The organism is Bacillus sp. FSL M8-0256, from assembly GCF_038005765.1.
Lineage (GTDB): Bacteria > Bacillota > Bacilli > Bacillales > Bacillaceae > Bacillus > Bacillus safensis.
In genome coordinates, this window is the sequence record NZ_JBBOTU010000001.1 from 2,263,925 (window position 1) to 2,285,616 (window position 21,692).

Here is a 21,692-nt window from a genome sequence, read left to right on the forward strand (position 1 = left end):
CATTCTTTTGAACTATTTTATGTCTTCAAATGTTTGATTGAAGTTTTCAAAAAATAGATCGGCCTCTTCTTGTACTCCATCTGCTTCTACATTCTCTGGAAGCGGCGGTAATTCATCTAAAGCTTTTAAGCCAAATTGCTCTAAAAAGGTAGGGGTTGTCCCATAAAGAATCGCTCGTCCCGGACCATCGGCACGTCCTACTTCACAGAGCAGTGCTTTGGCTACTAAACTATGAAGTACCCGCTCTGATTTGACTCCTCTGATCTCCTCTACCTCACTGCGTGTAATCGGCTGTTTATAAGAAACAATGGCAAGCACCTCCAGCGCTGCCTGCGACAAACCCTTGGATGGTGTCTCAACTAATTTTTTTAAATACATGCTGTATTCTTTTTTCGTCAGCAGCATATATGAATCTGCATATTCAATGAGCTCAATCCCTCGTTCTTGTTTTTGATATTCTTCCTTTACGGAAGACATAATGTCGAGTAATACCGACTCATCTACTTCAAGAACAGACATGAGCTGTTTTCTTGTTAAGCCTTCGTCACCTGCTGCATACAGCAGCGCTTCTAAGATGGCTTTCCAATTCACGATATCAAGCGTCATGAATCGTTTCACTCCCTATGATATAAATGTCTTCAAAGTTCCCTTCCTGCTCTAGCATGATTTGATGACTTTTCATCAATTCGAGAACAGCAAGAAACGTCACGACAAGGTGTTCCTTTTGATCATGTTGAAATAGAGTCATGAAATTGGTCCGCTTTTTTGTTTTTCTTAAATGGTTCATAATCTCATTCATTTTGTCTTCAATCGGGATTTCTTGTCTTGTAATCTTTGATGGTGCTGGTTTCGTTATTTTCTTTCGATTTAATACCTTTTGGAACGCACCTAACATATCATACACCGTTACGTGTAAATTTGTGTCCTTCGCTTCTGATTCTTTTGCAAATTCGCTTAAATCACTCGGTGGTTTTGTAAAGGCATTTTGCCTTTCTTCTTCGCGTTCCTTTAGTTCTTGTGCTGCATTTTTATACTTGCGGTATTCAATCAATTTGCCAATCAGCTCTTCTCGAGGGTCTTCTTCCTCTTCGAGCAGGTCTTCATCAAACAGCTCTTCCTCTTGTTTCGGAAGAAGCATTCTGCTTTTAATACTCAGGAGGGTTGCAGCCATGACCAAATATTCACTCGCAACATCGAGCTCAAGCTCCCTCATCGTGTGGACATATAATAAATACTGCTCCGTAATTTTAGCGACGGGAATATCATAAATATCAATTTCCAACCGGTTAATTAAATGTAAAAGCAAGTCCAAAGGACCCTCGAACGAATCTATTTTCACCTGATATTCCAGCATCTTTTTCTCACCATTTCTACTGTCTTCTAAGTACCGTTTCACCGGCTAACCTTTAGTATAAGACAGGATAAAGCTCTCGTCCAATATAATTTCGGCCATGATGCCTTAGGCAAATCGAGAAAAACTGTGGATCCGCCCATACCAATAAGGGCATTTATACATAGAATACCATTGTAATCAGAACTGATGAAAAAGGAGGCCGTATCATTATGGGAGATGGCTATAACTTCGGCGGAGGATTCGCGCTAATTGTCGTGCTTTTCATCTTGCTGATCATCGTTGGCGCGGCTTGGGTTTATTAAAGAAACAGAGCGTCCTTTTCACTAAAGGGACGCTCTTTCTTCTTTTCTTTTCGATATGTTAGACTGAGAGTGGAAAAGGAGATGACCGCTGTGTATCCTGAAGCGTACGTGGCTTTTTTACACGAATTTCATACGACAAGAGATTATTTTGAGTGTCATGAAATTTTAGAGGAATATTGGAAAGAAGATCCCCCTGAGCAGCGCAAAGAATATTGGGTCGGGCTCATCCAGCTCGCTGTTGCCTTGTATCATCAAAGGCGGGGAAATGGAAAAGGAGCAAAACGGCTCATTTCTAACAGTCTTCATTTGTTAGAAGCAAACCGTTCAGTATTATCGAATCTCGGTCTGGATGATGAGGCATTTCTGATGCTTCTGAGAACGCTGAAAAAGAAAATGGATGAAGATATGCCCTATGAAAGTGTGATGCTGCCAATCAAAGATGAAGCACTTCTTTCTTTATGCCAAGAAATGGCCCAAAAAGAAGGACTGCTCTTTGGACAGGAAAGCAACTTATCCCATACATTTTTAATCGAAAAACATAGACTCCGTGACCGGACAGAAGTTTTGCTGGAACGAAAAAAGCAGATTGAACGTAAAAAAAGCAGAGGACTGTAGCCTCTGCTTTTACATGTGTGATATTTAATTTGATTCGCTGTGACACTTATGAAAGAAGCCTTGCGTTAATTCATTTGGAATGAGTGTTTTGGTTTTAAATATTTCTTCCACGGCTAAAACCATTTCCTTGCCGATTCCTTGATCACGATGGGATGGATTCACACTAATATGCTCAATTTGTACTTGGTCGTCTGTTTTCAACACACCAATAGCACCTACAATATCCTCGCCATCTTTCCATAGGAACAGCTGCCGATCTTCATCCATTTCATATGACTTCATCGTCTGCTGAAGCTGTTTGACGTCTTTCTCACCCGGCATAAAGGACAGAAGTCCCATGGCAATTTTTTCAAAAGACCTCTTGTAACGAATTAACATATATACCCCTCAATATTCAAATTATCCTAATTTCCAGCAAATGTCTTATGATTCATTTGCTCATCACACATTATAAACATTTTTATACCGTTTTTAAACTCTTTTTCACTAAATTAAGAGAACGTTCGATTGAGATTCGCCATTTCAATAGCAGCTGCAGCCGATTCGCTGCCTTTATTTCCTGCTTTTGTACCAGCTCTTTCAATGGCTTGTTCAATAGATTCTGTTGTGAGTACACCAAAGATAATCGGTACCCCTGTTGACATAGCACTCTGAGCAATTCCTTTAGCAGCTTCATTACAAACGTAATCATAGTGAGTCGTTGCCCCTCTGATCACGGTTCCAAGTGTGATGACTGCATCATATTTTTTGGTTTCTGCTAATTTTTTTGCCATGTACGGGATTTCAAAAGCGCCTGGTACCCACACAACATCGATATCATCACCATTTGCTCCGTGTCTGAGTAATGTATCTTCTGCTCCATCTAACAGTTTACTTGTAATAAAATCATTGAATCTCGCTACAACGATTGCAAATTTTAGTCCTTCTGCTACTACATGGCCTTGTATTGTATTCATATGTTGATCATCCTTTTTTGTGATTTTTATTTTGTTTCAATAGCGGCTGTTCGATTGTTGTTTAAATATGTCTGTAATGCTTCGATTGTCAGCATCTTTAAATCATGCTGTTTTTGGATCTCCTTTAGTTCAGGGACGCGCGCCATTGATCCATCTGCATTCATAATTTCACATATGACACCCGCTGGCTCTGAGCCTGCCAGTTTAGCAAGATCAACCGCCGCCTCTGTATGACCTGGTCTTTCTAGTACGCCGCCCTCTTTTGCAATAAGCGGAAAAACATGTCCTGGTCGGGCAAACTCTTCTGGTTTTGCGTCTTTATTTAACATGGCCAGCATGGTCGTCGAGCGCTCAAAAGCACTAATACCAGTCGTCGTTGTCACATGGTCGATGCTTACTGTAAATGCTGTATGGTGTGCATCCGTATTATGTTCAACCATTGGATGCAGATTCAGGTGTTTGGCGATCGACGCATGGACTGGCGTACAAATGAGGCCTCTTCCATGTAATGCCATGAAGTTAATCACCTCAGGTGTGGCATGCTCAGCGAGTGCCACAAAGTCTCCTTCATTTTCTCTGTCTTCATCATCCACTACGATAATGATTTCTCCTTGTTTAAGGGCATTTACTGCCTCATCAACGGAATGATACATACAATCGCCTCCTAGAATCCGTGCTCTTTTAGAAATGATGGGGTCAATCGAGATGGCTGTTTTTCGCTCTGCTCTTTTGTTAAAAAGCGATAAATGTATTTACCGATCATGTCACACTCTATATTCACGATATCCCCCATAGATTTAGTCGGGAAAATAGTTCCTTCAAGCGTGTGAGGAATAATAGAGACTGTGACATGTGAATCTCGCAAATCGAAAATGGTCAAGCTGACACCATCTATTGCGATCGAACCCTTTTGGGTGAGCATATCTGTGAGGGTCTTGTTCATCTTTAAATCATAGTAAATGGCATTACTCTTCTTTTCTATCCGGGTAATGACAGCCGTTCCATCAACATGGCCTGAGACAAAATGGCCGCCAAATCGTCCATTTGAGGACATGGCTCGCTCTAAATTCACTGGACTGCCTTTTGTCAGCTGATCCAGCGATGTCGCTTTGACCGTCTCTGGCATCACATCTGCCGCGAACTGTTCTTTTGTGAAGCTAGTGACTGTGAGACATACTCCATTAATGGCAATACTGTCTCCGAGGTGAACATCTTCCAGCACACGGCTGCATGTAATGACAATTTCCATGGCATCTGCTGACTTTTTACTTAATGACTGAACGGTGCCAACTTCTTCAATTATCCCCGTAAACATGTGATCCTCCCTTTCGTTTCATTTGTATTTCTCACTTTTAAAAAAAGCGATGTTAGGGACATGTGATCGATTGAGCACCTTCGTCGCTTTTTATGGTCCATACAAGGTAGATGAGGGATCACCTAATAAACACTGCATGCAGTCTATTAACGACAAAATCATACAGAAAGCCCCGGAAAAAATTCCGGGGCTGTGGTTTTTTTGCATCAGAAATAAGACTATGATCAACAAATATTTTTCGTTCATAGCTTTCTTTATCCTTCTCCCATCCAGACTTTCACTGTCGGCTTCAGCTTTTCACTGAATCAACCGTTAATAAATTAACGGGTCACGGGCTGTAAAGCATTTGCTTTATTACCGTCGGTCGGGATTTTCACCCTGCCCCGAAGGATACAATCGATATTTAGCTGTCCTTAGGGGCTATTATAGCGATCCTTGTTGTCAAATGCAACAATCAAGATTTCTTCACAAAAAAAAAAGCCTCCTTATAGGAAAGGAGACATGTTAATTTACGACTTTTACTACTTTTATCAGTCCATCTATTCTTTTTTCATTACTAAAGTAGGCTTTAATACGATCGCCTTTTTTCAGATCAGCCACATCATCTTCAAATTTCTTACCATTAAAAATGATTTTTGTGCCATTCTTCGCTTGACCGTAATATTCATCTCCATCAATTTTCGTAATGGTATATTCATAGATGGTGTAATCTTTATCATTATTTGTTAAGCTTTCGCCAATGGCTGTTGGCACATCTTCAATTTTCATGCCATTCATGTATAAATAACCTGCGCCTAAACAAAGCAGTAAAACAAATAAGATCGCAATTTTTAATTTAATTTTCCCCATATTTAGAACCTCCATCATCTGCACTTCGCCTATTTGTATGTTTTATTCCTTCTTTTATTGAAATAAAACCAAAAAAGCTGATTTTCATTAATGGTTACTTATATAACGATTCAGATGGCCCTTTGGTTCCACCTTTTAATCATTACATATGATACGAATATGCGTTCTTTATTAAGGGGGTCTTTTTCCTGTTTATTAGTTCGCAACACACCATACTGCAAGCTTTTCATTATATTCTTTTTTCGAGTGCAAATAAGTCTTCCTCTAACAATTGTGACCGCTGAACAGCGATGCTGCGGCTGTCGCGAACCCCTTGATTATAGTAGTAGCTTCCAAGGTTTTTTGTGATAAATTCTAGTATATTAATGGCTGCTAATTCACCAATCTCTTCTTCTCGTTCTTCGGCAAAATAACGCTGAATGGCCATCGTCATTTGATTTTTCTCTTCTTTTGTGAGTGGTTTCAAAGTATCCCCTTCTTTCTTTCCGATTTCTTCATTTGCATCTGATATGCTGGCACCTCGCAAATACGAATGTTTGTTCTCATATTATATCATAAAAATACATTCTGCGCATGACTGCCCTATAAGAAAAAGCGTATTTTGATGTAATGGATCAAATACGCTTTCACTATGCTGATGATTTTTTCATGGAAGCTGTCATAGCGTGTTGTCCATTTTATTTTAAAATGGATAGGATCGTCGCTACAGAATGATCTACAAATGAACGCTCTGGACGTGACTTCATGAGGACGGTAAGCCCGATGAAAGAAACGACCAGTGTCTGTGCTAAGGCTTTAGCACTCAAGCTGCTTTCAAGCTCACCCGAGCGAATACCTTGCACAATCTTTTCTTCAAATATGACCGAAAGATACATCTGATGCTCTCTTGTCAGAATTTCAAATTTCTCTTCGTGTGGAGCAAGTTCCACTATCGTATTAATGCAAAAACAGCCTTTACTCGGGCCATCTCTATATTCCTCTTCCACTACATCTGTAAATAAAGTATGAAATGCTTTCTTTACAGATTGATTGTTTTGAAGTTTTGTTCGAATACGGGCTGCATGCTGCTTTGTATATTTACGTAATGCAGCCTCAAATAACTCCTCTTTATCTCCAAAGGCTGAGTATAGGCTTGGCCGCTGTATTCCCATTTTTGCAGTCAAATCGCTTAACGTTGTAGCTCTATACCCCTTTTCCCAAAAAAGCACCATTGCATCATCCAACGCTTTTTCCTCATCAAACTCACGCTGTCGAACCATCCTCAATTCCTCTTTTCAACAATAAAATCATTTCACCAAAACAATTATTCATTTATTTGTAAGGATATCATTTTTTATTACCAATCAGTACATTATAATTTTATTTTATTCATGTAAAATTGTCAAACTGTCTTTCTTTAATCAAGATCAACTTAGAATAACTGGATTAAACTCTTGACTTTAAAATATTTTATTGGTTATCATTAACAGGAATCATTTTATACCGATCGATATATTATACTATTTAGTATAAAAAGGAGAGGATGCAATGAATGGTTAAAGATGAAATGACTCCAAGAGATCATCCTGATATGAATTTTCGGCTAAAACCTGAATCAAAGATGAGTCACTATATGGCACTACTTTTTGCAGCAGCGTGCGGGATGGCTGTTGCAAACATATACTTCGCACAACCGTTACTAGATTCACTGGCAGACGAGTTCGGTATCACGTATTCATCCATTGGTATTATCATTACGATTACTCAGCTTTGTTATGCGGCGGGGCTGCTACTGATAGTACCGCTTGGTGATCTGTTGAATCGACGACGGCTCATTATCGGTCAGATGCTTTTATCTGTGCTTGCCCTCATTCTAGTCGGCATCGCTCCTATCGTCACCGTCTTATTTCTAGGATTAGCAGTGGTCGGACTGCTCGCTGTAGTCACTCAGGTACTCGTTGCGTTTGCAGCAAGTTGGGCTGCTCCAGAAGAACGCGGCCGTATAGTCGGCTTGGTGCAAAGTGGAATCGTAACCGGCATTCTTCTCGCTCGAACCTTTGCTGGTGTATTAACCGATTTTGCTGGCTGGAGGTCTGTTTATCTTGTTTCTGCCGTCATCATGCTTATCCTAACTGGCGTATTGTTCCGAGTACTCCCGCGTGATGACAGCAAAAGAGAGTCATTATCCTATGTTCATCTGCTTCGTTCAATGTTTATATTGTTCATACAAGAACGAATCCTGCGCATCCGTGGGATTTTGGCTCTTCTGATTTTTATCGTCTTTGGTACGTTATGGACTTCACTCGTACTGCCTCTCAGTACTCCGCCATACTCTCTTTCACATACTGCAATTGGCGCATTTGGTCTTGCTGGAGCAGCCGGAGCGTTAGGGGCTGCTCGGGCTGGCAGCCTTGCTGATCGAGGTTTTGGACAGATCACAACTGGTATAGCCCTTGTCCTATTATTCATTTCATGGTTTTTCATCAGTTTGACTGAACATTCACTTATTGCATTAGTCATTGGCATTATCATTCTTGACCTATCTGTGCAGGCAGTTCATGTGACCAATCAGAGTATGATTTTTACAGTACGGGCTGAGGCAAGAAGCCGGCTTACTGCGGCTTACATGATTTTTTACTCCATCGGCAGTGCGACCGGTTCAATTGTTTCAACCAGTATATACGCGACCTATGGCTGGGGCGGAGTATGTCTCTTTGGTGCCTCTATCAGCGCTTTAGCCATTTTGTATTGGTTCATCACCTACCGCCTAACGAAACAAATCACAGTCGTCTCACAAACAAAATAAAAAACACCGCGATTAAGCGGTGTCTTTTATTGTTGACAAAGGGCTAAAATGAACTTGATTTTAGCCCTTTGTCTTCTTTTCAGCGTGTTTGAAAACCATTGAAGTCTAGGAAAGGCGAGCACTGGAACGGAGCGAATTTAACATTCGTGAGTACCGGAGCGCAGACCTGACACCGAATGCAAGGGTTTGTCTACACGCTGAAACACCGCGATTAAGCGGTGTTTTAGATTAAGCATCTACAACTTCAACTTTTTCCATGCCTTGCCCTTGCTCCATATCAAGTACAGCCTCGATACCAGATGTTACCTTGCCAAAAACAGTGTGAACACCGTTTAAGTGCGGCTGCGGGTCATGTACGATAAAGAATTGGCTGCCGCCTGTGTCTTTACCAGCATGTGCCATTGATAATGAACCTCTTTCGTGCTGATGTGGATTTCCTTCTGTTTCACATTTAATTGTGTAACCAGGACCACCCGTTCCATTACCGTTTGGGTCGCCGCCTTGGCTGACGAAACCTGGGATCACGCGGTGGAATTTTAATCCATCGTAGAAGCCTTCATTCGCTAATTTTTCAAAGTTTGCTACTGTACCTGGAGCAGCCTCTGGGTAAAGTTCAAACTCAATTTTCTTTCCATTCGTTAATTGTATGTATCCTTTTTTCGCCATTTTTCACATTCTCCTTTCAGGTTAAACAACGCTCATTATAGCACATTTTCGGTGATGTTAAACATCCCCTGCTCTTCGATTGTCATTTACCTCTTAACTGATGATTGATAAAATAGGGTTGCTTGATTCTTTTTTCCTAATAAAATGATATTTGACTAAATGACGTGTCTTCATTTATCGGAACAGGAACACATCTTAAAAAGAAAATTGAAACGTCAAGCCAATTTGTTACGTCTATATGATGGAGTGCACTACTTTACGTGTACTCAAAAGCTAAAGTTTCTCTTGAAAGGGGAACGCTTTCGACTTGAAGGAGGTCAACATGTTTAAAAAAATGATGCTTGGTATGATGGCAGCGCTCCTTTTCCTAATTGGTGCGCCAAAAGTCAGCTTAGCGGATGCAGCTGTCGGCGATGTCATCGTCACACTCGGGCAAGACTTAACACCGGCTGATCGCCAGAAGGTGCTTGACGAGTTGAATCCACCTGAAAATGCGACAAAAATTGAAGTAACCAATAAAGAAGAGCACGAATATTTAGGAAAATACATCCCTCGTTCTTCTATCGGGACGAGAGCATTATCATCTTCATCGATCACCATTGAAAAATCAGGTACAGGTCTCACTGTGGATACACACAACATCAAGACCATTACAGATGAGATGTATTTAAATGCTTTAATGACAGCAGGTGTCAAAGATGCCAAGGTTGTCGTGACTGCTCCATTTGAAGTATCTGGTACAGCCGCACTGACGGGCTTACTAAAAGCGTATGAGGTGTCAAGCGACAAAGCCATTCCAGAAGATGTGAAGCAGGTGGCAAACGAAGAGCTTGTGACAACTTCTAAATTGGGTGACTCTATCGGGAAAGATAACGCTTCTGCCCTTATTGCAAAAATCAAAGATGACATTGCAAAAAACGGTGTCCCTAAAACCACAAAAGAAGTAGAAGAAAAAGTGGATCAGGCTGCTTCTGATTTGAACTTAAATCTGACGCAGGATCAAAAAGATCAGCTTGTCTCGTTATTTGATAAAATGAAAAACATCAATATCGATTGGAATCAAGTAGGATCTCAAATTGATAAAGCAAAAGACAAGATTACTAAATTCATAGAATCGGATGAAGGGAAAAACCTTCTTCAAAAGATTTGGGATTTCTTTGTCTCCATTTGGAATGCGATCGTTTCTGTATTCACTGGAGGAAAATAATTCATGAAAAAAAGCTGCCTGAACACCAGGCGGCTTTTTTTAAGTAGATGATTTCACTTTTGATTGATACGGTAAATCAAGTTTCACAATGTCCTCATATGTTTCACGCTCAACCACAAGCTGCGCTTCCCCGTCTTCTACAAACACAACAGCTGGGCGCGGGATACGGTTATAGTTGTTTGACATACTATAGCCGTAAGCTCCAGTACAAAAGACAGCTAATAAATCCCCTTGTGATAATTCTGGCAGATCGATATCCCAAATGAGCATATCTCCGCTTTCACAGCATTTACCGGCAATTGAAACCGTTTGATCATGCGTTTGGCTCATTTTGTTGGCACTTGCGGCTTCATATTTCGCTTGATATAAAGCTGGACGAATGTTATCACTCATTCCGCCATCTATCGCTACATAATCACGGATGCCAGGTACATGTTTTGATGATCCGATCGTATAAAGAGTCGTCCCTGCATCTCCAACAAGAGAACGGCCTGGTTCTATCCAAATCTCTGGCATATCGAACTGGTAGCGGGCCACGTTCTCTTTCACAGCTTGGATAATTTTTTCGACATATTCTGTCGCAGGAAGTGGTTCATCCTCTTCTGTATAACGAATCCCAAAGCCGCCGCCTAAGTTTAATACTGTAGAAATAAAACCAAATGATTCTCTCCATTCATCCAGCTTCAAAAAGATTTTATCTGCTGCAAGGACAAAACCAGCCGTATCAAAAATTTGTGAACCGATATGACAATGAACACCTAAAAGCTCGATCACTTCTGAACCAAGCACTTGTTTCACCGCTTCATCTGCTTGTCCATTGTGAAGATCAAAGCCAAATTTTGAATCCTCTTGACCTGTCGTAATGTAATCATGCGTATGCGCTTCGACACCAGGCGTGATGCGGAGCAATACTTTCACTTTTTTTGACAGCTCTTGACCAAGCTGTTCAATGAGCTTCATTTCATAGAAATTATCCACAACAATACAGCCGATCCCATGCTCTAAAGCCATTTTTAATTCTTCTCTGCTTTTATTATTGCCATGGAAATGAATTTTTTCTACTGGGAATCCAGCGCAAATGGCTGTGTGAAGCTCACCGCCTGATACGACATCAAGAGATAATCCTTCTTCTTTGGCAAGCTGAAACATGGCGATGGAGGAAAATGCTTTACTCGCATATGCTACCTGTGCCGTTAATTCTTCTTCTATAAACGCTTTTTGAAAGCTTTTTGCGCGCTCCCGTATTAAAGCCACATCATATACATAAAGTGGTGTCCCATACGTTTCAGCTAAAGAAACAGCATCAACACCACCAATTTCTAAATGACCGAGTTCATTTTGTCTGCAAGTGCCGTGTAAATACAATGTCATTCCCTCTTTCTCCACTTCGGCTGAAAAAAGGCAGCTGCGTGAGCTGCCTTTTGCCGTGTCTCAAAGTTAAAAATACAATATCACAATCTTCAGCCACTTTCAATGAGCGTTAAGAATTTGGCGGAATTTTTGATCTGTTTTGAGGGTGAACGATGCTCGGCCTTACTTTTGAGCCAGGAACAGACGTCCGAATCAGCACTTGCCACAAAGCCTTTCCATTAAAAGGAATAAACGGCCACATATAAGGTGTCTGCAATGAACGAATGGATGTTAAATAAATGATTAACAACGTAAAACCAATGATGAGTCCATTCAGCTTAAAGATCGCCACTAGTGCTAGGATGATGAGCCTTACAATTTTATTGGCGACACTCAGCTCATAGCTTGGCGTTGTAAAGGTACCGATCGCTGCCAGCGAGACGTATAAGATGACCTCTGGTGTAAATAAACCGACATCAATAGCGATTTGTCCAATTAAAACAGCCGCGATCAACCCCATGGCAGTCGACAATGCGGTTGGCGTATGAATGGCTGCCATCCTTAAAAACTCCACCCCGAAATCAGCAAGAAATACTTGGAGAATGACAGGGATATGAGAAGGTTTGTTAAACCCAATATAGCTTAAATTGTCAGGCAGGAGATTTGGTTCGAGAATAAAAAGAAACCAAATCGGCAAAAGAAAGGTAGAACATAAAATGCCTAAAAAGCGTACCCATCTTAGGAACGTACCAACGGCAGGCGCCTGGCGGTATTCTTCTGCATGCTGAACGTGGTGAAAAATAGTGGTTGGTGTAATGATGACACTAGGGGATGTATCCGTAATGATGATGACATGCCCTTCTAATATGTGGTTAGCGGCGACATCCGGACGCTCGGTGTAACGCACTAGCGGAAAGGGATTATATCCTTGCTTAATTATAAATTCTTCAATCGTTTTATCAGACATCGTCAGCCCATCGACTTTGATTCCTGATACTTCTTTTTCTATAATATCTACTAAGTCAGGGTCTGCAATATCTTCAATATAGCAAACACAAACATCCGCTTTTGAACGTTCACCTACTTTGAGCATTTTGTATCTCAGCTTTTCATCCCGCACTCTTCTTCGAATAAGCGCTGTATTCACAATAATGTTCTCAACAAAGCCGTCCCTTGCTCCCCTGACCACCTTTTCTGTATCCGGCTCCTCAGGCATTCTGCCAGGATAGCTTCTAACATCAATGATAAAGGCGTAGTTTTCACCTTCTACAACGACTGCTACAAGCCCAGACAGCACTTGATCCACTGCTTCATCCAGGGTTTCTACCTTGGAGACCTGCTGATTGACAAGGCGGTTCTCGACTACATGTGCAAGATCATCGGATTCAGGTTCGTTGTCATTGATTTCGATTAGCTCTTTTAATAAGTAGATAATATACTGTGTATCACACAATCCGTTTACATAGTAAAGCTGGGTTTCCTGATCGTGTATATAAATTTTCCGAACACCAAGGTCAAAGCTGAGACCCATTCCGACATTTTCCTTGAAGTAATCTTCATTTTTCTTCGGGTCTCGGTACACGTTTACCTTGTCTTTCTTCATGGAAACCACTCCTTTCTAATATTAATTCCACTGCTTTCATCGTGATTGGAGATCCCTTGCTCAGATCATCTTTCCGTCCCATCTTGCCAATATCTCCAATACCGACAACTAACGGAAGATTGAGGGAGTCAAGACAATACACTGTATCACCGCTCATTTTATGGGGCTCCATTTCGGGAAGACCGTGTTTGTCGACACCGTATTCTGTCAGTTCACCTTCCCTGTCAATGGAGACATGGACCTTTGTCCATTCGGCTTGGTGCGTTTTGGATGCCACTGCAATCGCTCCAATGACTTCGATTTCAGGGTGGCGCGCCACATGTTTCATCGCTGTCTCGCCTGTTCCTTCACCTGTCAGTCCAGAATCATCGAACATCACAAAGACTGGATCATACGGCGTTTTTAAAATCATCTGAACAAGTTCAGGTCCTGTCCGTTTGCTTGGATTTCCTTTTGAGCTGGAAATACATCGTCCGCCAACGTTTTTAGCGGCAAGCTCAATGGTTTTGGCAGCATATATATCTCCGTCTGTCACTAAAATGACTTTCCGTCTTTGCCCCATATTCGGTTATCCTTTCGGTTTAAAGATAAGTGCGATAATAAATGAAAATAAAATCGCAGCTGATATTCCAGCAGAGGTTAATTCAAAGATACCGATACCGATGCCGATGAATCCGTGCACATCTGCCTGATGCATGGCCCCATGAAGCAAGCTATGACCAAAGCTGACAATTGGTACAGTTGCGCCCGCGCCTGCAAATTCAATAAATTTATCATAAATACCGAATCCGTCTAAAATGGTACCTGCCACAACAAAAGTAGTCATGACATGTGCAGGCGTGAGTTTGAGTACATCTAGCAAAAGCTGGCCAATGACGCAAATAAGTCCGCCTGCCACAAAAGCGATAAGATAATCCATTAGCTCTCTCCTCCTGCACGCTCAAATACGACACCGTGCGCAATGGTTGGAATGGTCTCTTTTTGCTGAACCATCATTGGGCTGAGTAACGCCCCGGTTGCCACAACGAGTACTCTTTGCAGATTCCCTGCTTTCATTTCTTGAAAAATATGACTAAATGTCACAACAGCTGAACAAGCACAGCCGCTGCCTCCAGCGAATACGTTTTGGTCGGGTGTATAGATGATTAAACCGCAATCATCGTGCTTTCGCCCAAGCTGAATGCCTTCTTCTTTCAAGAGATCCTTTAAGATCGGTGAACCAATGCCTGATAAATCTCCAGTTAAAATCAAATCGTAATCATCTACTGTTCTGCCTAAGTCTTCTAAATGCTGCTTGATGGTATCTGCCGCTGCTGGTGCCATGGCCGATCCCATATCAAATGGATCTGTAATGCCAAGATCCATGACCCTGCCTACCGTTGCGCTCGTAATTTGAATTTGAGAGGGTTCTTGGCTGATAATAACGGCTCCGCCACCAGTTACTGTACTTGTTGCTGTATCTGGCTTTTGTCCCCCGTATTCTGTCGGATTACGAAATTGGCGTTCTGCAGTCGCATTGTGACTGCTTGTTGCTGCGATGGCTCTATTTGCAAAGCCGCCATCAATGAGTGCTGACGCAATGGCGACCGATTCCATTGAAGTCGAGCATGCCCCAAACAAGCAGAGAAACGGGATCTTCAGCTCTCTTGCCACATAGTTTGCTGTGACGTTCTGGTTGAGTAAATCTCCAGCCAGCAAAAGATCAATATCGCTTTTTTGCAAATTTGCTTTTGATAAAGCGGTTGATATCGCATCATCCATGAGCTTCCTTTCAGCCATTTCCCAGTTCTTTTGATCACAGTGCATTTCATCGTACGTTTTATCAATTAAATGACCAATCGGGCCTTCTTTTTCTTTCGGTCCTGCAGCAGTTCCTTCTGCATTGACATAAAGCTTGTGCTCAAATACCCAAGATTGTTTACCTGTTAGTTTCACCTTTCATTCCTCCTACGAAAACATCTTTTCCAAGATGTATCGAATGATCCCTACGACATATGCCGAAACGACACCAAATACAATGACGTTCCCAGCGAGTTTAAACATATTTGTGGCAACACCTAAAACAAGCCCTTCACTTTTATGCTCAAGGGCAGCACTTGTCATACTGTTAGCAAAGCCTGTCACCGGGACAGCTGATCCGGCTCCAGCAAACTGGCCGATTCTATCGTAAATACCGATACCCGTTAATAGAGAAGAAATTAAAATGAGGGTCGCCACTGTCGGGTTCCCTGCTGTCTTTTCGTTAAAATCAAAAAAGTGGATATAGAAATGTTGCAGCCCCTCACCTATCAGACAGATTAAACCGCCAACTAAAAACGCCTTAATGCAGTTGAGGACATAAGGAGGTTTGGGCTGATACGTTTTCACCTTAGATGGATAGTTCTCTTTTAAACTCGACACGTGTTGTTCCCTCCAATTGATTAAATATAAATAAGCCAATGAAATAGTGAACCAAATACCTTTCCTAAGACGATGGCCATGAGCAGCAAAACAATTTTCCCGTCCATTCCAATTCTTTTCGTTAATATAGGAAGTACATTTAATACTTCAGTGAGTGCAGCTGCAAGCATGCCGACGAAGATGCCTGATAAAAGACCGACCGGCATCGCCAGCCATTTGGTTAAATGAAGATGTATTTGACTTAAGGTGGCCCAGCCGCCAACAACCGCCCCGCTAATAACAGCCGCCTCGTACCCTTGTATGAAGCGCTGCGTTTTGGTTAATTGCATTAAGCGGGGAATGATGCCAAGCACTGTAAGAAAAGCCACAAATCCTGCTCCGACCGTTAAACCGCCGCCAAGTCCAACGAGTACGACAAAAAGCCACTTACCGATCATGGATATCCTTCAATGTTTCTTTATTTTCATTGAGTGCGACATAATGATCGAGATCGAGCTGATATTTAAACATTTCCACTTCGAGCGGACTTGGTTCTTCATTTAAACGCTTTTTAAATACATGATTGAAAAACAAAATCATGCCAAAACCGAGTCCAAAGCTATATGGAATTTGTAATAAATACGGATGCTCAACCGTTTTCCCTGTGATCATTTCATATAGGCGGATATGAACGAGACGCATACTGACATCCTCGTGGAAATTCATAATGGCAAGCGCCGCTCCAACAAATAATAGGAGCCATACAAACACAAATAAAACGGGAGAAAGCTGGCGTTTGCCTGTATCAATTTCAACAATGGCCTCAGAGCCGCCAACGGTTTGAATGTCGATATCTGGCCACGTTTTTTTGATCGTTTTGACGACATGCATGATATCAAGAACGGCGATGTGACGATCCTTTTTGCTGACATGATACACCGGCATTTTACTAAGCTTTTGCACAGCAAACTCATCACCAGTGATTTGGGCGATATCCTCTAAATAAATGAGCTGATCAATACCGGTCTTGATTCGATGGCGCAGCCGAATAAAGATTTGTCCGTCCATCCAAGTCACTTCCTATACGATGGGTTAAAAATAGTATGTGGTGAAAAATGGTTCTCATACTGATAGAACTTGATTTACCGGTAATTACCACACAAAAAAAGCCAGCCGAATTGGCTAGCTGTCTTTTTGATCCATTTGCATTTGGATTTGTTTTAAAATTTTCTTTTCAAGCCGTGAGACTTGTACTTGTGAAATGCCAAGTCTCTCTGCAACCTCAGATTGTGTCTGGTCTTTATAATACCTTAAATACACAATAAGTTTTTCCCGTTCTTCTAATTCCTTGATCGCTTCTTTCAGTGCGATTTTGTCAAACCATCTTTCCTCAGAATGATCGGCAATTTGATCAAGCAATGTAATCGGATCCCCATCATTTTCATACACCGTTTCATGAATGGATGATGGGGAGCGCACTGCTTCTTGGGCGAGAACAACATCCTCTGGTGTGATATCAAGGTATTCGGCAATTTCCTGAACGGTCGGCATTCTTCCATGAGACTTAGACAATTCATCCCTTGCCCGCCGAATTTTATTTCCGAGTTCCTTTAATGAACGGCTGACTTTGACCGTTCCATCATCCCGAATGAATCGCTGAATTTCTCCAATGATCATGGGGACGGCGTACGTTGAAAACTTTACATCATATGACAAATCAAATTTATCAACAGATTTCAGCAGTCCAATACAGCCAATCTGAAATAGATCATCTGGTTCATATCCCCTATTTAAAAAGCGCTGAACAACGGACCAAACAAGACGCATGTTTTTTTCTACGAGGAGGTCTCTTGCTTGCTGATCACCGTCTTGGCTTTTTTTGATGAGCTCTTTGACTTCATCATTTGACAGCTGGGCTTTTTTAGCTTGCTTTTTTACCTCCACATCCATATGAGCAGCTCCTTTAATTACAAAGCGCTTTGCTTTTTGATAGATGCTTTGTTAAACGGATGGTCGTGCCCATTTCTGGAGATGAGTCCACCATGACATCATCCATAAAATTCTCCATGATGGTAAAGCCCATGCCAGAGCGCTCTAAGTCTGGTTTTGTGGTGAAAAGCGGCTGTCTTGCTTCCTCAAGATCGGTAATACCCATACCTTCATCACGGATGGTGAGGTAAACGACATGATCATCTAATGTGACATGGATGTGCACCTTGCCATCTGGATTCCCATCATAGCCATGGATGATGGAGTTTGTCACTGCCTCAGATACGACGGTCTTGATTTCTGTTAATTCATCTAAAGTCGGATCAAGCTGAGCGATAAATGCCGCGACTGTCACCCTCGCAAACGATTCATTTTGGCTTAATGCCGAAAAAGTCAGGTTCATTTCATTTCTCATGATGCCACCCCCAATGTTTGCAAAGCCGTTTGCTCTGAAGGCTCCATCCGAATGATTTTAAACAAGCCAGACATATCAAATAACCGGTTCACTGCTGGCGAGATGGCACAGACGACCATTTCCCCGCCAAGCTGCTTAATTTCCTTATATCTTCCTAAAATCACTCCGAGTCCAGAGCTGTCCATAAACGATAAATCAGCCAGATTCAGCACAATGTGGCGAATGTCCTCTGTTTCCAAATAATTCGTCACCTTTTGTCTCAATGTTTCTGCGGAGTGATGATCGAGCTCTCCTGTTAACCGAATGCAAAGTACGCTCTCTTTTACTTGAAAATCAATACCAAGGCTCATTTTTTATTCCTCCTTGCTCTAATTTCGGATAAAGAGTGTTTCTCTTTTATATAAAGTAAATCCTTCACCATGACAAAACTAGTGACCATTCGTCACATTTAGATGTTCTTTTCTTTTCCTCATAGCAAAAAGACTGCCAATTACAGCAGCCTTTCGCCTTTTATTTCCATTTTACAAAATCAGCCATCGCCCGTTTGAAGAAAGTCCAAACGCTTGCCTTTTCCATTCCTTCTTTTGCTTCTACAGGACTTTCATGCAGCACTTTTCCATCTTTTTTCAAGACGATCGTACCAAGTTCCGTTCCTTTTGAAAATGGAGCCTTGACATCATGAGACAATTTGATTTCTTTTTTGATCTGATCCACATTTTCGCCTTTTTTCGTTAAAAGGGAGATCGGTTCAGAAGTAACGAGCTGAATGTTTTTCTTTTTCCCTTTGCTCACTTTGACCTCCGCCACATCTTGCCCTCTTTTGTAAAGCGGATGAGTCGTATATTGACTAAATGCGTAATCTAACATTTTGACTACCTGAGCGTTTCTGTCTTTCGGCGTGCTTGCGCCAAAGACAACCGCAATGACGCGCATGTTACCTTTTTTAGCAGATGCAGTTAAACAGTATTTCGCTTCACCTGTAAAACCGGTTTTCACCCCATCGACCCCTGGATAAAATTTAATTAGACGGTTTGTGTTGACAAGCCAGAATTTTTTATCTGTGTTTTGCCGGAGATAGTCTTCGTAGACACCTGTGAATTTGGTGATTTGTTCGTATTTCAACAGCTCTTTTGCCATTATTGCCATATCGTGAGCTGTGCTGTAATGGTCTTTTTCAGGAAGTCCTGTTGGGTTTTGAAAGACTGTTGAGGTGAGGCCAAGCTCTTTCGCCCTTTTGTTCATCTGCTCTACGAACTGTTCTTCAGATCCTGCAATATGCTCTGCCATGGCAACTGAAGCATCATTTCCTGAAGCAATCGCAATGCCTTTCAGCATTTCTTTCACGGTCATTTCTTCTCCTGGTTCAAGGAAGATTTGTGACCCTCCCATGGACGCTGCATAGTCGCTCGTTCTAACCTTGTCTGTCATTTTCAGTTTACCCTGATCAATAGCTTCCATGATGAGAAGCATCGTCATGATTTTGGTCATACTTGCGGGTGCAAGCTTTTCATCGCTGTTTTTGTTGTAAAGCACCTTTCCCGTGTCTCGTTCTATTAAGATCGCTGATTTGGCTTCGTGTGCCAATTCTGATGTTTGTTTTTCTCCTGGTTTTTCAATCTTTTCTTTTGCTATCGCTGATGGTGAAACCATTGAGATAAGGATCATTAAAATAAACAATGCACATATATGACGTTTCAAGTGGCAGACCTCCATTATCGTAATCCTTTCTATTTTTTCCTCATACAGGCTGTTTTATTCAGAGATCGTATGATTACAAATAAAAAAGCCTTCTGCTTGGGTAGCAGAAGGCTTCTGGACACATGCTATGAAAGTTGTTTGACAATGTCTTTTACTAAATCAAGAAAACTTGCTTTCACTTTTTCCGTTACTTCGATCACTTCATCATGAGACAGCGGCTGATCCAAAATACCAGATGCCGCATTGGAAATGCATGAAATGCCAAGCACTTTCATTCCTGCATGACGCGCAACAATAACTTCTGGAACAGTCGACATGCCAACAGCATCTGCTCCAAGTGTTCTTAAGAAACGAACTTCAGCAGGTGTTTCATATGAAGGGCCTGTCATCCCTGCATAAACCCCTTGCTGTACAGATATGCCTAAACGCTGGGCTGTTTCTTCTGCAAGTGCCAGCAATTCTTTATCGTACGGTGCAGACATATCAGGGAAACGAACGCCTTGACTGTCATTTGGGCCAATTAATGGATTGGTTCCCATCATATTGATATGATCTGTGATCAGCATGAGATCCCCTGGACGGAATGACGTATTCACACCGCCGGCTGCATTTGTGACAATGCATGTGTCAATGCCAATTTCTTTCATCACACGGACAGGAAACGTCACTTGCTTCATATCATATCCTTCATAGAAATGAAAACGTCCTTGCATCGCGCAAACAACAGTGCCTTTCAGCGTTCCGATCACGAGCTGCCCTGCATGTCCCTCTACTGTTGAAACAGGGAATCCAGGAATATCTTCATATTTTATTTTGATTGGATTTTCAATCTCATCTGCTAAAATGCCAAGCCCTGATCCTAAAATCAATCCAACTGTTGGTACATATGTCGATGCTTGTTTAATGTATGCCGCCGCTTCTGAAAACTGTGCTCCCACGAGATTTCCCCCTATTTAAGTTTAGATAAAAAGCTTGTTCCATATTTTGGCATCTCTATCTTGAAATTATCTGCAACGGTTGCCCCAAGATCAGCAAACGTTTTTGCTGTTGGCAGTTCATTTGCTTCCTGATGCTTTTTGCTGTAAGCAATGAGCGGAACATATTCTCTTGTATGATCTGTTCCGTGATGAACCGGGTCATTACCATGATCTGCTGTGATCACAAGAAGATCATCCTCTTTTAACAGGTCAAATACTTCAGGAAGACGTGCGTCAAATTCCTCTAATGCTTTTCCATAACCCTCTGGATCTCTTCTATGTCCGTAAAGAGCGTCAAAATCAACAAGGTTTAAAAAGCTGAGTCCTGTAAAGTCTGTTTTAAGTGTATCGACCAGCTTGTCCATTCCATCCATGTTTGATTTTGTTCTAAGAGATGATGTGATCCCCTCACCGTCATAAATATCAGAGATTTTTCCGATCGCAATGACATCGAGTCCATCATCTTTCAGTTCATTCATGACTGTACGGTCAAATGGTTTTAACGCATAGTCATGACGGTTTGGCGTTCTAACAAATGCGCCAGGCTCTCCGACAAACGGACGAGCGATAATCCGTCCAACCATATATTTTTCATCTAATGTGAGTTCACGGGCAATTTCACAAATACGGTAAAGCTCATCTAATGGCACAACTTCTTCGTGCGCAGCAATTTGCAGCACAGAATCCGCAGATGTATAAACAATTAAATCACCTGTTTTCATGTGCTCTTCGCCAAGTTCATCTAAAATTTCCGTACCAGATGCTGGTTTATTGCCAATAATACCTCTGCCTGTTTTTTCTTTTAGTTCATTTAATAGTTCATCTGGGAATCCGTCTGGAAAGACTTTGAACGGTGTGTCTATGTAAAGACCCATGATTTCCCAGTGTCCTGTCATTGTGTCTTTACCGTTTGATGCTTCTTGCATTTTTCCATAATACGCAAGCGGTTTTTCATCCGCTGGAATTCCTTTGATTTCTTTAATATGACTCAGCCCAAGCTTCGCCATATTCGGCATATGAAGCCCGTTCATTTTTTCAGCAATATGTCCAAGTGTATCTGCACCTACATCATTAAAATCAGCAGCATCTGGTGCTTCCCCAATTCCTACTGAATCCATGACGACGAGGAAAATACGTTTATACTGATAATCAGGCATTAAAAAGCGCCTCCTTCAATATTCTTGTCTTTTGACCTTACAAACAGTGAGAGGTCAGACATCTCAAGTATAAAC

The 21,692-nt window shown here is 41.6% G+C and carries 28 protein-coding genes and 1 riboswitch; of the genes, 4 read left to right on the top strand and 24 right to left on the bottom strand.

Going from position 1 to position 21,692, the window contains the following annotated elements; all coding sequences use genetic code 11:
* Positions 1 to 12: 12 nt before the first annotated feature.
* Together scpB and NSQ76_RS11500 are read right to left on the bottom strand one after the other, a co-directional pair.
* Positions 13 to 606, bottom strand: a complete 594-nt coding sequence (scpB, locus tag NSQ76_RS11495) for an SMC-Scp complex subunit ScpB (protein WP_024422847.1) — start codon at positions 604 to 606, stop codon at positions 13 to 15.
* Positions 596 to 1,354: a segregation/condensation protein A gene (locus NSQ76_RS11500; protein WP_024422848.1), complete on the bottom strand. Its 759-nt coding sequence runs from the start codon at positions 1,352 to 1,354 to the stop codon at positions 596 to 598. Before NSQ76_RS11500 ends, scpB begins: the two co-directional genes overlap by 11 nt.
* A 209-nt stretch (positions 1,355 to 1,563) precedes the next feature.
* On the opposite strand from NSQ76_RS11500, the gene NSQ76_RS11505 reads away from it, so the two are divergent.
* Both NSQ76_RS11505 and NSQ76_RS11510 read left to right on the top strand, forming a co-directional pair.
* Positions 1,564 to 1,656, top strand: a complete 93-nt coding sequence (locus tag NSQ76_RS11505; protein WP_012010430.1) for a YjcZ family sporulation protein — start codon at positions 1,564 to 1,566, stop codon at positions 1,654 to 1,656.
* Between the two features lie 90 nt (positions 1,657 to 1,746).
* The gene (locus NSQ76_RS11510; RefSeq protein WP_024422849.1) at positions 1,747 to 2,271 is read left to right on the top strand and encodes a DUF309 domain-containing protein; all 525 of its coding nucleotides are present in this window, start codon (positions 1,747 to 1,749) and stop codon (positions 2,269 to 2,271) included.
* A gap of 24 nt (positions 2,272 to 2,295) precedes the next feature.
* Here the strand turns inward: NSQ76_RS11510 and NSQ76_RS11515 are convergent, their stop codons facing one another.
* From NSQ76_RS11515 to NSQ76_RS11545, 7 genes are all read right to left on the bottom strand, one after another.
* Positions 2,296 to 2,649, bottom strand: coding sequence for a GNAT family N-acetyltransferase (locus tag NSQ76_RS11515; protein WP_024422850.1), 354 nt, complete (start codon positions 2,647 to 2,649; stop codon positions 2,296 to 2,298).
* Positions 2,650 to 2,762: 113 nt separating this feature from the next.
* Positions 2,763 to 3,227 (bottom strand): 6,7-dimethyl-8-ribityllumazine synthase, encoded by a 465-nt coding sequence (ribH, locus tag NSQ76_RS11520; RefSeq protein ID WP_029706184.1) that lies wholly within the window; start codon positions 3,225 to 3,227, stop codon positions 2,763 to 2,765.
* Between the two features lie 26 nt (positions 3,228 to 3,253).
* Complete coding sequence (ribB, locus tag NSQ76_RS11525) at positions 3,254 to 3,880, bottom strand: 3,4-dihydroxy-2-butanone-4-phosphate synthase (RefSeq protein ID WP_080652974.1); 627 nt, start codon at positions 3,878 to 3,880, stop codon at positions 3,254 to 3,256.
* 11 nt (positions 3,881 to 3,891) lie between these two features.
* Positions 3,892 to 4,542, bottom strand: a complete 651-nt coding sequence (gene ribE, locus NSQ76_RS11530) for a riboflavin synthase (RefSeq protein ID WP_024422851.1) — start codon at positions 4,540 to 4,542, stop codon at positions 3,892 to 3,894.
* A gap of 253 nt (positions 4,543 to 4,795) precedes the next feature.
* Positions 4,796 to 4,937: riboswitch (FMN riboswitch) on the bottom strand.
* 109 nt (positions 4,938 to 5,046) lie between these two features.
* On the bottom strand, positions 5,047 to 5,391 hold the full coding sequence (locus NSQ76_RS11535; RefSeq protein ID WP_008344451.1) for a hypothetical protein: 345 nt from the start codon (positions 5,389 to 5,391) through the stop codon (positions 5,047 to 5,049).
* 229 nt (positions 5,392 to 5,620) lie between these two features.
* A complete protein-coding gene (locus NSQ76_RS11540; protein ID WP_024422853.1) occupies positions 5,621 to 5,857 on the bottom strand; it encodes a DUF2164 domain-containing protein in 237 nt (78 codons plus the stop codon).
* A gap of 211 nt (positions 5,858 to 6,068) precedes the next feature.
* The gene (locus tag NSQ76_RS11545; RefSeq protein WP_341053905.1) at positions 6,069 to 6,650 is read right to left on the bottom strand and encodes a TetR/AcrR family transcriptional regulator; all 582 of its coding nucleotides are present in this window, start codon (positions 6,648 to 6,650) and stop codon (positions 6,069 to 6,071) included.
* A gap of 311 nt (positions 6,651 to 6,961) precedes the next feature.
* Between NSQ76_RS11545 and NSQ76_RS11550 the strand changes: the two genes are divergently transcribed.
* On the top strand, positions 6,962 to 8,176 hold the full coding sequence (locus NSQ76_RS11550; protein WP_445661674.1) for an MFS transporter: 1,215 nt from the start codon (positions 6,962 to 6,964) through the stop codon (positions 8,174 to 8,176).
* A 228-nt stretch (positions 8,177 to 8,404) separates the two neighbouring features.
* Here NSQ76_RS11550 and NSQ76_RS11555 read toward each other — a convergent pair whose 3' ends face one another.
* Positions 8,405 to 8,842, bottom strand: a complete 438-nt coding sequence (locus NSQ76_RS11555; RefSeq protein WP_008359679.1) for a peptidylprolyl isomerase — start codon at positions 8,840 to 8,842, stop codon at positions 8,405 to 8,407.
* Between the two features lie 322 nt (positions 8,843 to 9,164).
* Between NSQ76_RS11555 and NSQ76_RS11560 the strand changes: the two genes are divergently transcribed.
* Positions 9,165 to 10,049, top strand: a complete 885-nt coding sequence (locus NSQ76_RS11560) for a DUF1002 domain-containing protein (RefSeq protein ID WP_024422856.1) — start codon at positions 9,165 to 9,167, stop codon at positions 10,047 to 10,049.
* A 39-nt stretch (positions 10,050 to 10,088) separates the two neighbouring features.
* Here NSQ76_RS11560 and lysA read toward each other — a convergent pair whose 3' ends face one another.
* From lysA to deoB, 14 genes are all read right to left on the bottom strand, one after another.
* A complete protein-coding gene (gene lysA / locus NSQ76_RS11565) occupies positions 10,089 to 11,414 on the bottom strand; it encodes a diaminopimelate decarboxylase (protein ID WP_024428064.1) in 1,326 nt (441 codons plus the stop codon).
* 115 nt (positions 11,415 to 11,529) lie between these two features.
* Positions 11,530 to 13,002: a spore germination protein gene (locus NSQ76_RS11570; protein WP_445661667.1), complete on the bottom strand. Its 1,473-nt coding sequence runs from the start codon at positions 13,000 to 13,002 to the stop codon at positions 11,530 to 11,532.
* Positions 12,956 to 13,564, bottom strand: a complete 609-nt coding sequence (locus NSQ76_RS11575) for a stage V sporulation protein AE (protein ID WP_024422859.1) — start codon at positions 13,562 to 13,564, stop codon at positions 12,956 to 12,958. The genes NSQ76_RS11570 and NSQ76_RS11575 overlap by 47 nt, the downstream gene beginning before the upstream one ends.
* Before the next feature lie 6 nt (positions 13,565 to 13,570).
* Positions 13,571 to 13,921, bottom strand: a complete 351-nt coding sequence (spoVAE, locus tag NSQ76_RS11580) for a stage V sporulation protein AE (protein ID WP_007501045.1) — start codon at positions 13,919 to 13,921, stop codon at positions 13,571 to 13,573.
* Positions 13,921 to 14,937 carry a stage V sporulation protein AD gene (gene spoVAD / locus NSQ76_RS11585; protein WP_024428061.1) on the bottom strand — a complete coding sequence of 339 codons (1,017 nt, stop codon included), beginning with the start codon at positions 14,935 to 14,937 and terminating at the stop codon, positions 13,921 to 13,923. The genes spoVAE and spoVAD overlap by 1 nt, the downstream gene beginning before the upstream one ends.
* Positions 14,938 to 14,949: 12 nt before the next feature.
* Positions 14,950 to 15,402, bottom strand: a complete 453-nt coding sequence (spoVAC, locus tag NSQ76_RS11590; RefSeq protein ID WP_341053913.1) for a stage V sporulation protein AC — start codon at positions 15,400 to 15,402, stop codon at positions 14,950 to 14,952.
* 20 nt (positions 15,403 to 15,422) lie between these two features.
* Positions 15,423 to 15,839 carry a stage V sporulation protein AB gene (locus tag NSQ76_RS11595; RefSeq protein ID WP_024422862.1) on the bottom strand — a complete coding sequence of 139 codons (417 nt, stop codon included), beginning with the start codon at positions 15,837 to 15,839 and terminating at the stop codon, positions 15,423 to 15,425.
* Positions 15,829 to 16,449 (bottom strand): stage V sporulation protein AA, encoded by a 621-nt coding sequence (locus tag NSQ76_RS11600; protein ID WP_024422863.1) that lies wholly within the window; start codon positions 16,447 to 16,449, stop codon positions 15,829 to 15,831. Before NSQ76_RS11600 ends, NSQ76_RS11595 begins: the two co-directional genes overlap by 11 nt.
* Positions 16,450 to 16,563: 114 nt before the next feature.
* Positions 16,564 to 17,331 (bottom strand): RNA polymerase sporulation sigma factor SigF, encoded by a 768-nt coding sequence (gene sigF, locus NSQ76_RS11605; RefSeq protein WP_024422864.1) that lies wholly within the window; start codon positions 17,329 to 17,331, stop codon positions 16,564 to 16,566.
* 13 nt (positions 17,332 to 17,344) lie between these two features.
* A complete protein-coding gene (gene spoIIAB, locus NSQ76_RS11610; protein ID WP_024422865.1) occupies positions 17,345 to 17,785 on the bottom strand; it encodes an anti-sigma F factor in 441 nt (146 codons plus the stop codon).
* The gene (gene spoIIAA / locus NSQ76_RS11615; protein ID WP_024422866.1) at positions 17,782 to 18,135 is read right to left on the bottom strand and encodes an anti-sigma F factor antagonist; all 354 of its coding nucleotides are present in this window, start codon (positions 18,133 to 18,135) and stop codon (positions 17,782 to 17,784) included. The genes spoIIAB and spoIIAA overlap by 4 nt, the downstream gene beginning before the upstream one ends.
* 160 nt (positions 18,136 to 18,295) lie before the next feature.
* Complete coding sequence (locus NSQ76_RS11620) at positions 18,296 to 19,450, bottom strand: D-alanyl-D-alanine carboxypeptidase family protein (RefSeq protein WP_370880883.1); 1,155 nt, start codon at positions 19,448 to 19,450, stop codon at positions 18,296 to 18,298.
* A 158-nt stretch (positions 19,451 to 19,608) separates the two neighbouring features.
* Entirely contained in the window at positions 19,609 to 20,421 is an 813-nt protein-coding gene (locus tag NSQ76_RS11625) for a purine-nucleoside phosphorylase (protein ID WP_056767204.1), read from the bottom strand.
* 11 nt (positions 20,422 to 20,432) lie between these two features.
* Complete coding sequence (deoB, locus tag NSQ76_RS11630; RefSeq protein ID WP_341053919.1) at positions 20,433 to 21,617, bottom strand: phosphopentomutase; 1,185 nt, start codon at positions 21,615 to 21,617, stop codon at positions 20,433 to 20,435.
* Positions 21,618 to 21,692 lie beyond the last annotated feature (75 nt).

Bases quoted from the DNA above. Each gene is read 5' to 3' on its own strand.
- scpB (WP_024422847.1), bottom strand. From the start codon at position 606: ATGACGCTTGATATCGTGAATTGGAAAGCCATCTTAGAAGCGCTGCTG.
- NSQ76_RS11500 (WP_024422848.1), bottom strand. From the start codon at position 1,354: ATGCTGGAATATCAGGTGAAAATAGATTCGTTCGAGGGTCCTTTGGAC.
- NSQ76_RS11505 (WP_012010430.1), top strand. From the start codon at position 1,564: ATGGGAGATGGCTATAACTTCGGCGGAGGATTCGCGCTAATTGTCGTG.
- NSQ76_RS11515 (WP_024422850.1), bottom strand. From the start codon at position 2,649: ATGTTAATTCGTTACAAGAGGTCTTTTGAAAAAATTGCCATGGGACTT.
- ribH (WP_029706184.1), bottom strand. From the start codon at position 3,227: ATGAATACAATACAAGGCCATGTAGTAGCAGAAGGACTAAAATTTGCA.
- ribB (WP_080652974.1), bottom strand. From the start codon at position 3,880: ATGTATCATTCCGTTGATGAGGCAGTAAATGCCCTTAAACAAGGAGAA.
- ribE (WP_024422851.1), bottom strand. From the start codon at position 4,542: ATGTTTACGGGGATAATTGAAGAAGTTGGCACCGTTCAGTCATTAAGT.
- NSQ76_RS11535 (WP_008344451.1), bottom strand. From the start codon at position 5,391: ATGGGGAAAATTAAATTAAAAATTGCGATCTTATTTGTTTTACTGCTT.
- NSQ76_RS11545 (WP_341053905.1), bottom strand. From the start codon at position 6,650: ATGGTTCGACAGCGTGAGTTTGATGAGGAAAAAGCGTTGGATGATGCA.
- NSQ76_RS11550 (WP_445661674.1), top strand. From the start codon at position 6,962: ATGAATTTTCGGCTAAAACCTGAATCAAAGATGAGTCACTATATGGCA.
- NSQ76_RS11555 (WP_008359679.1), bottom strand. From the start codon at position 8,842: ATGGCGAAAAAAGGATACATACAATTAACGAATGGAAAGAAAATTGAG.
- NSQ76_RS11560 (WP_024422856.1), top strand. From the start codon at position 9,165: ATGTTTAAAAAAATGATGCTTGGTATGATGGCAGCGCTCCTTTTCCTA.
- NSQ76_RS11570 (WP_445661667.1), bottom strand. From the start codon at position 13,002: ATGAAGAAAGACAAGGTAAACGTGTACCGAGACCCGAAGAAAAATGAA.
- NSQ76_RS11575 (WP_024422859.1), bottom strand. From the start codon at position 13,564: ATGGGGCAAAGACGGAAAGTCATTTTAGTGACAGACGGAGATATATAT.
- spoVAE (WP_007501045.1), bottom strand. From the start codon at position 13,921: ATGGATTATCTTATCGCTTTTGTGGCAGGCGGACTTATTTGCGTCATT.
- NSQ76_RS11595 (WP_024422862.1), bottom strand. From the start codon at position 15,839: ATGATCGGTAAGTGGCTTTTTGTCGTACTCGTTGGACTTGGCGGCGGT.
- NSQ76_RS11600 (WP_024422863.1), bottom strand. From the start codon at position 16,449: ATGGACGGACAAATCTTTATTCGGCTGCGCCATCGAATCAAGACCGGT.
- sigF (WP_024422864.1), bottom strand. From the start codon at position 17,331: ATGGATGTGGAGGTAAAAAAGCAAGCTAAAAAAGCCCAGCTGTCAAAT.
- spoIIAB (WP_024422865.1), bottom strand. From the start codon at position 17,785: ATGAGAAATGAAATGAACCTGACTTTTTCGGCATTAAGCCAAAATGAA.
- spoIIAA (WP_024422866.1), bottom strand. From the start codon at position 18,135: ATGAGCCTTGGTATTGATTTTCAAGTAAAAGAGAGCGTACTTTGCATT.
- NSQ76_RS11620 (WP_370880883.1), bottom strand. From the start codon at position 19,450: ATGATCCTTATCTCAATGGTTTCACCATCAGCGATAGCAAAAGAAAAG.
- deoB (WP_341053919.1), bottom strand. From the start codon at position 21,617: ATGCCTGATTATCAGTATAAACGTATTTTCCTCGTCGTCATGGATTCA.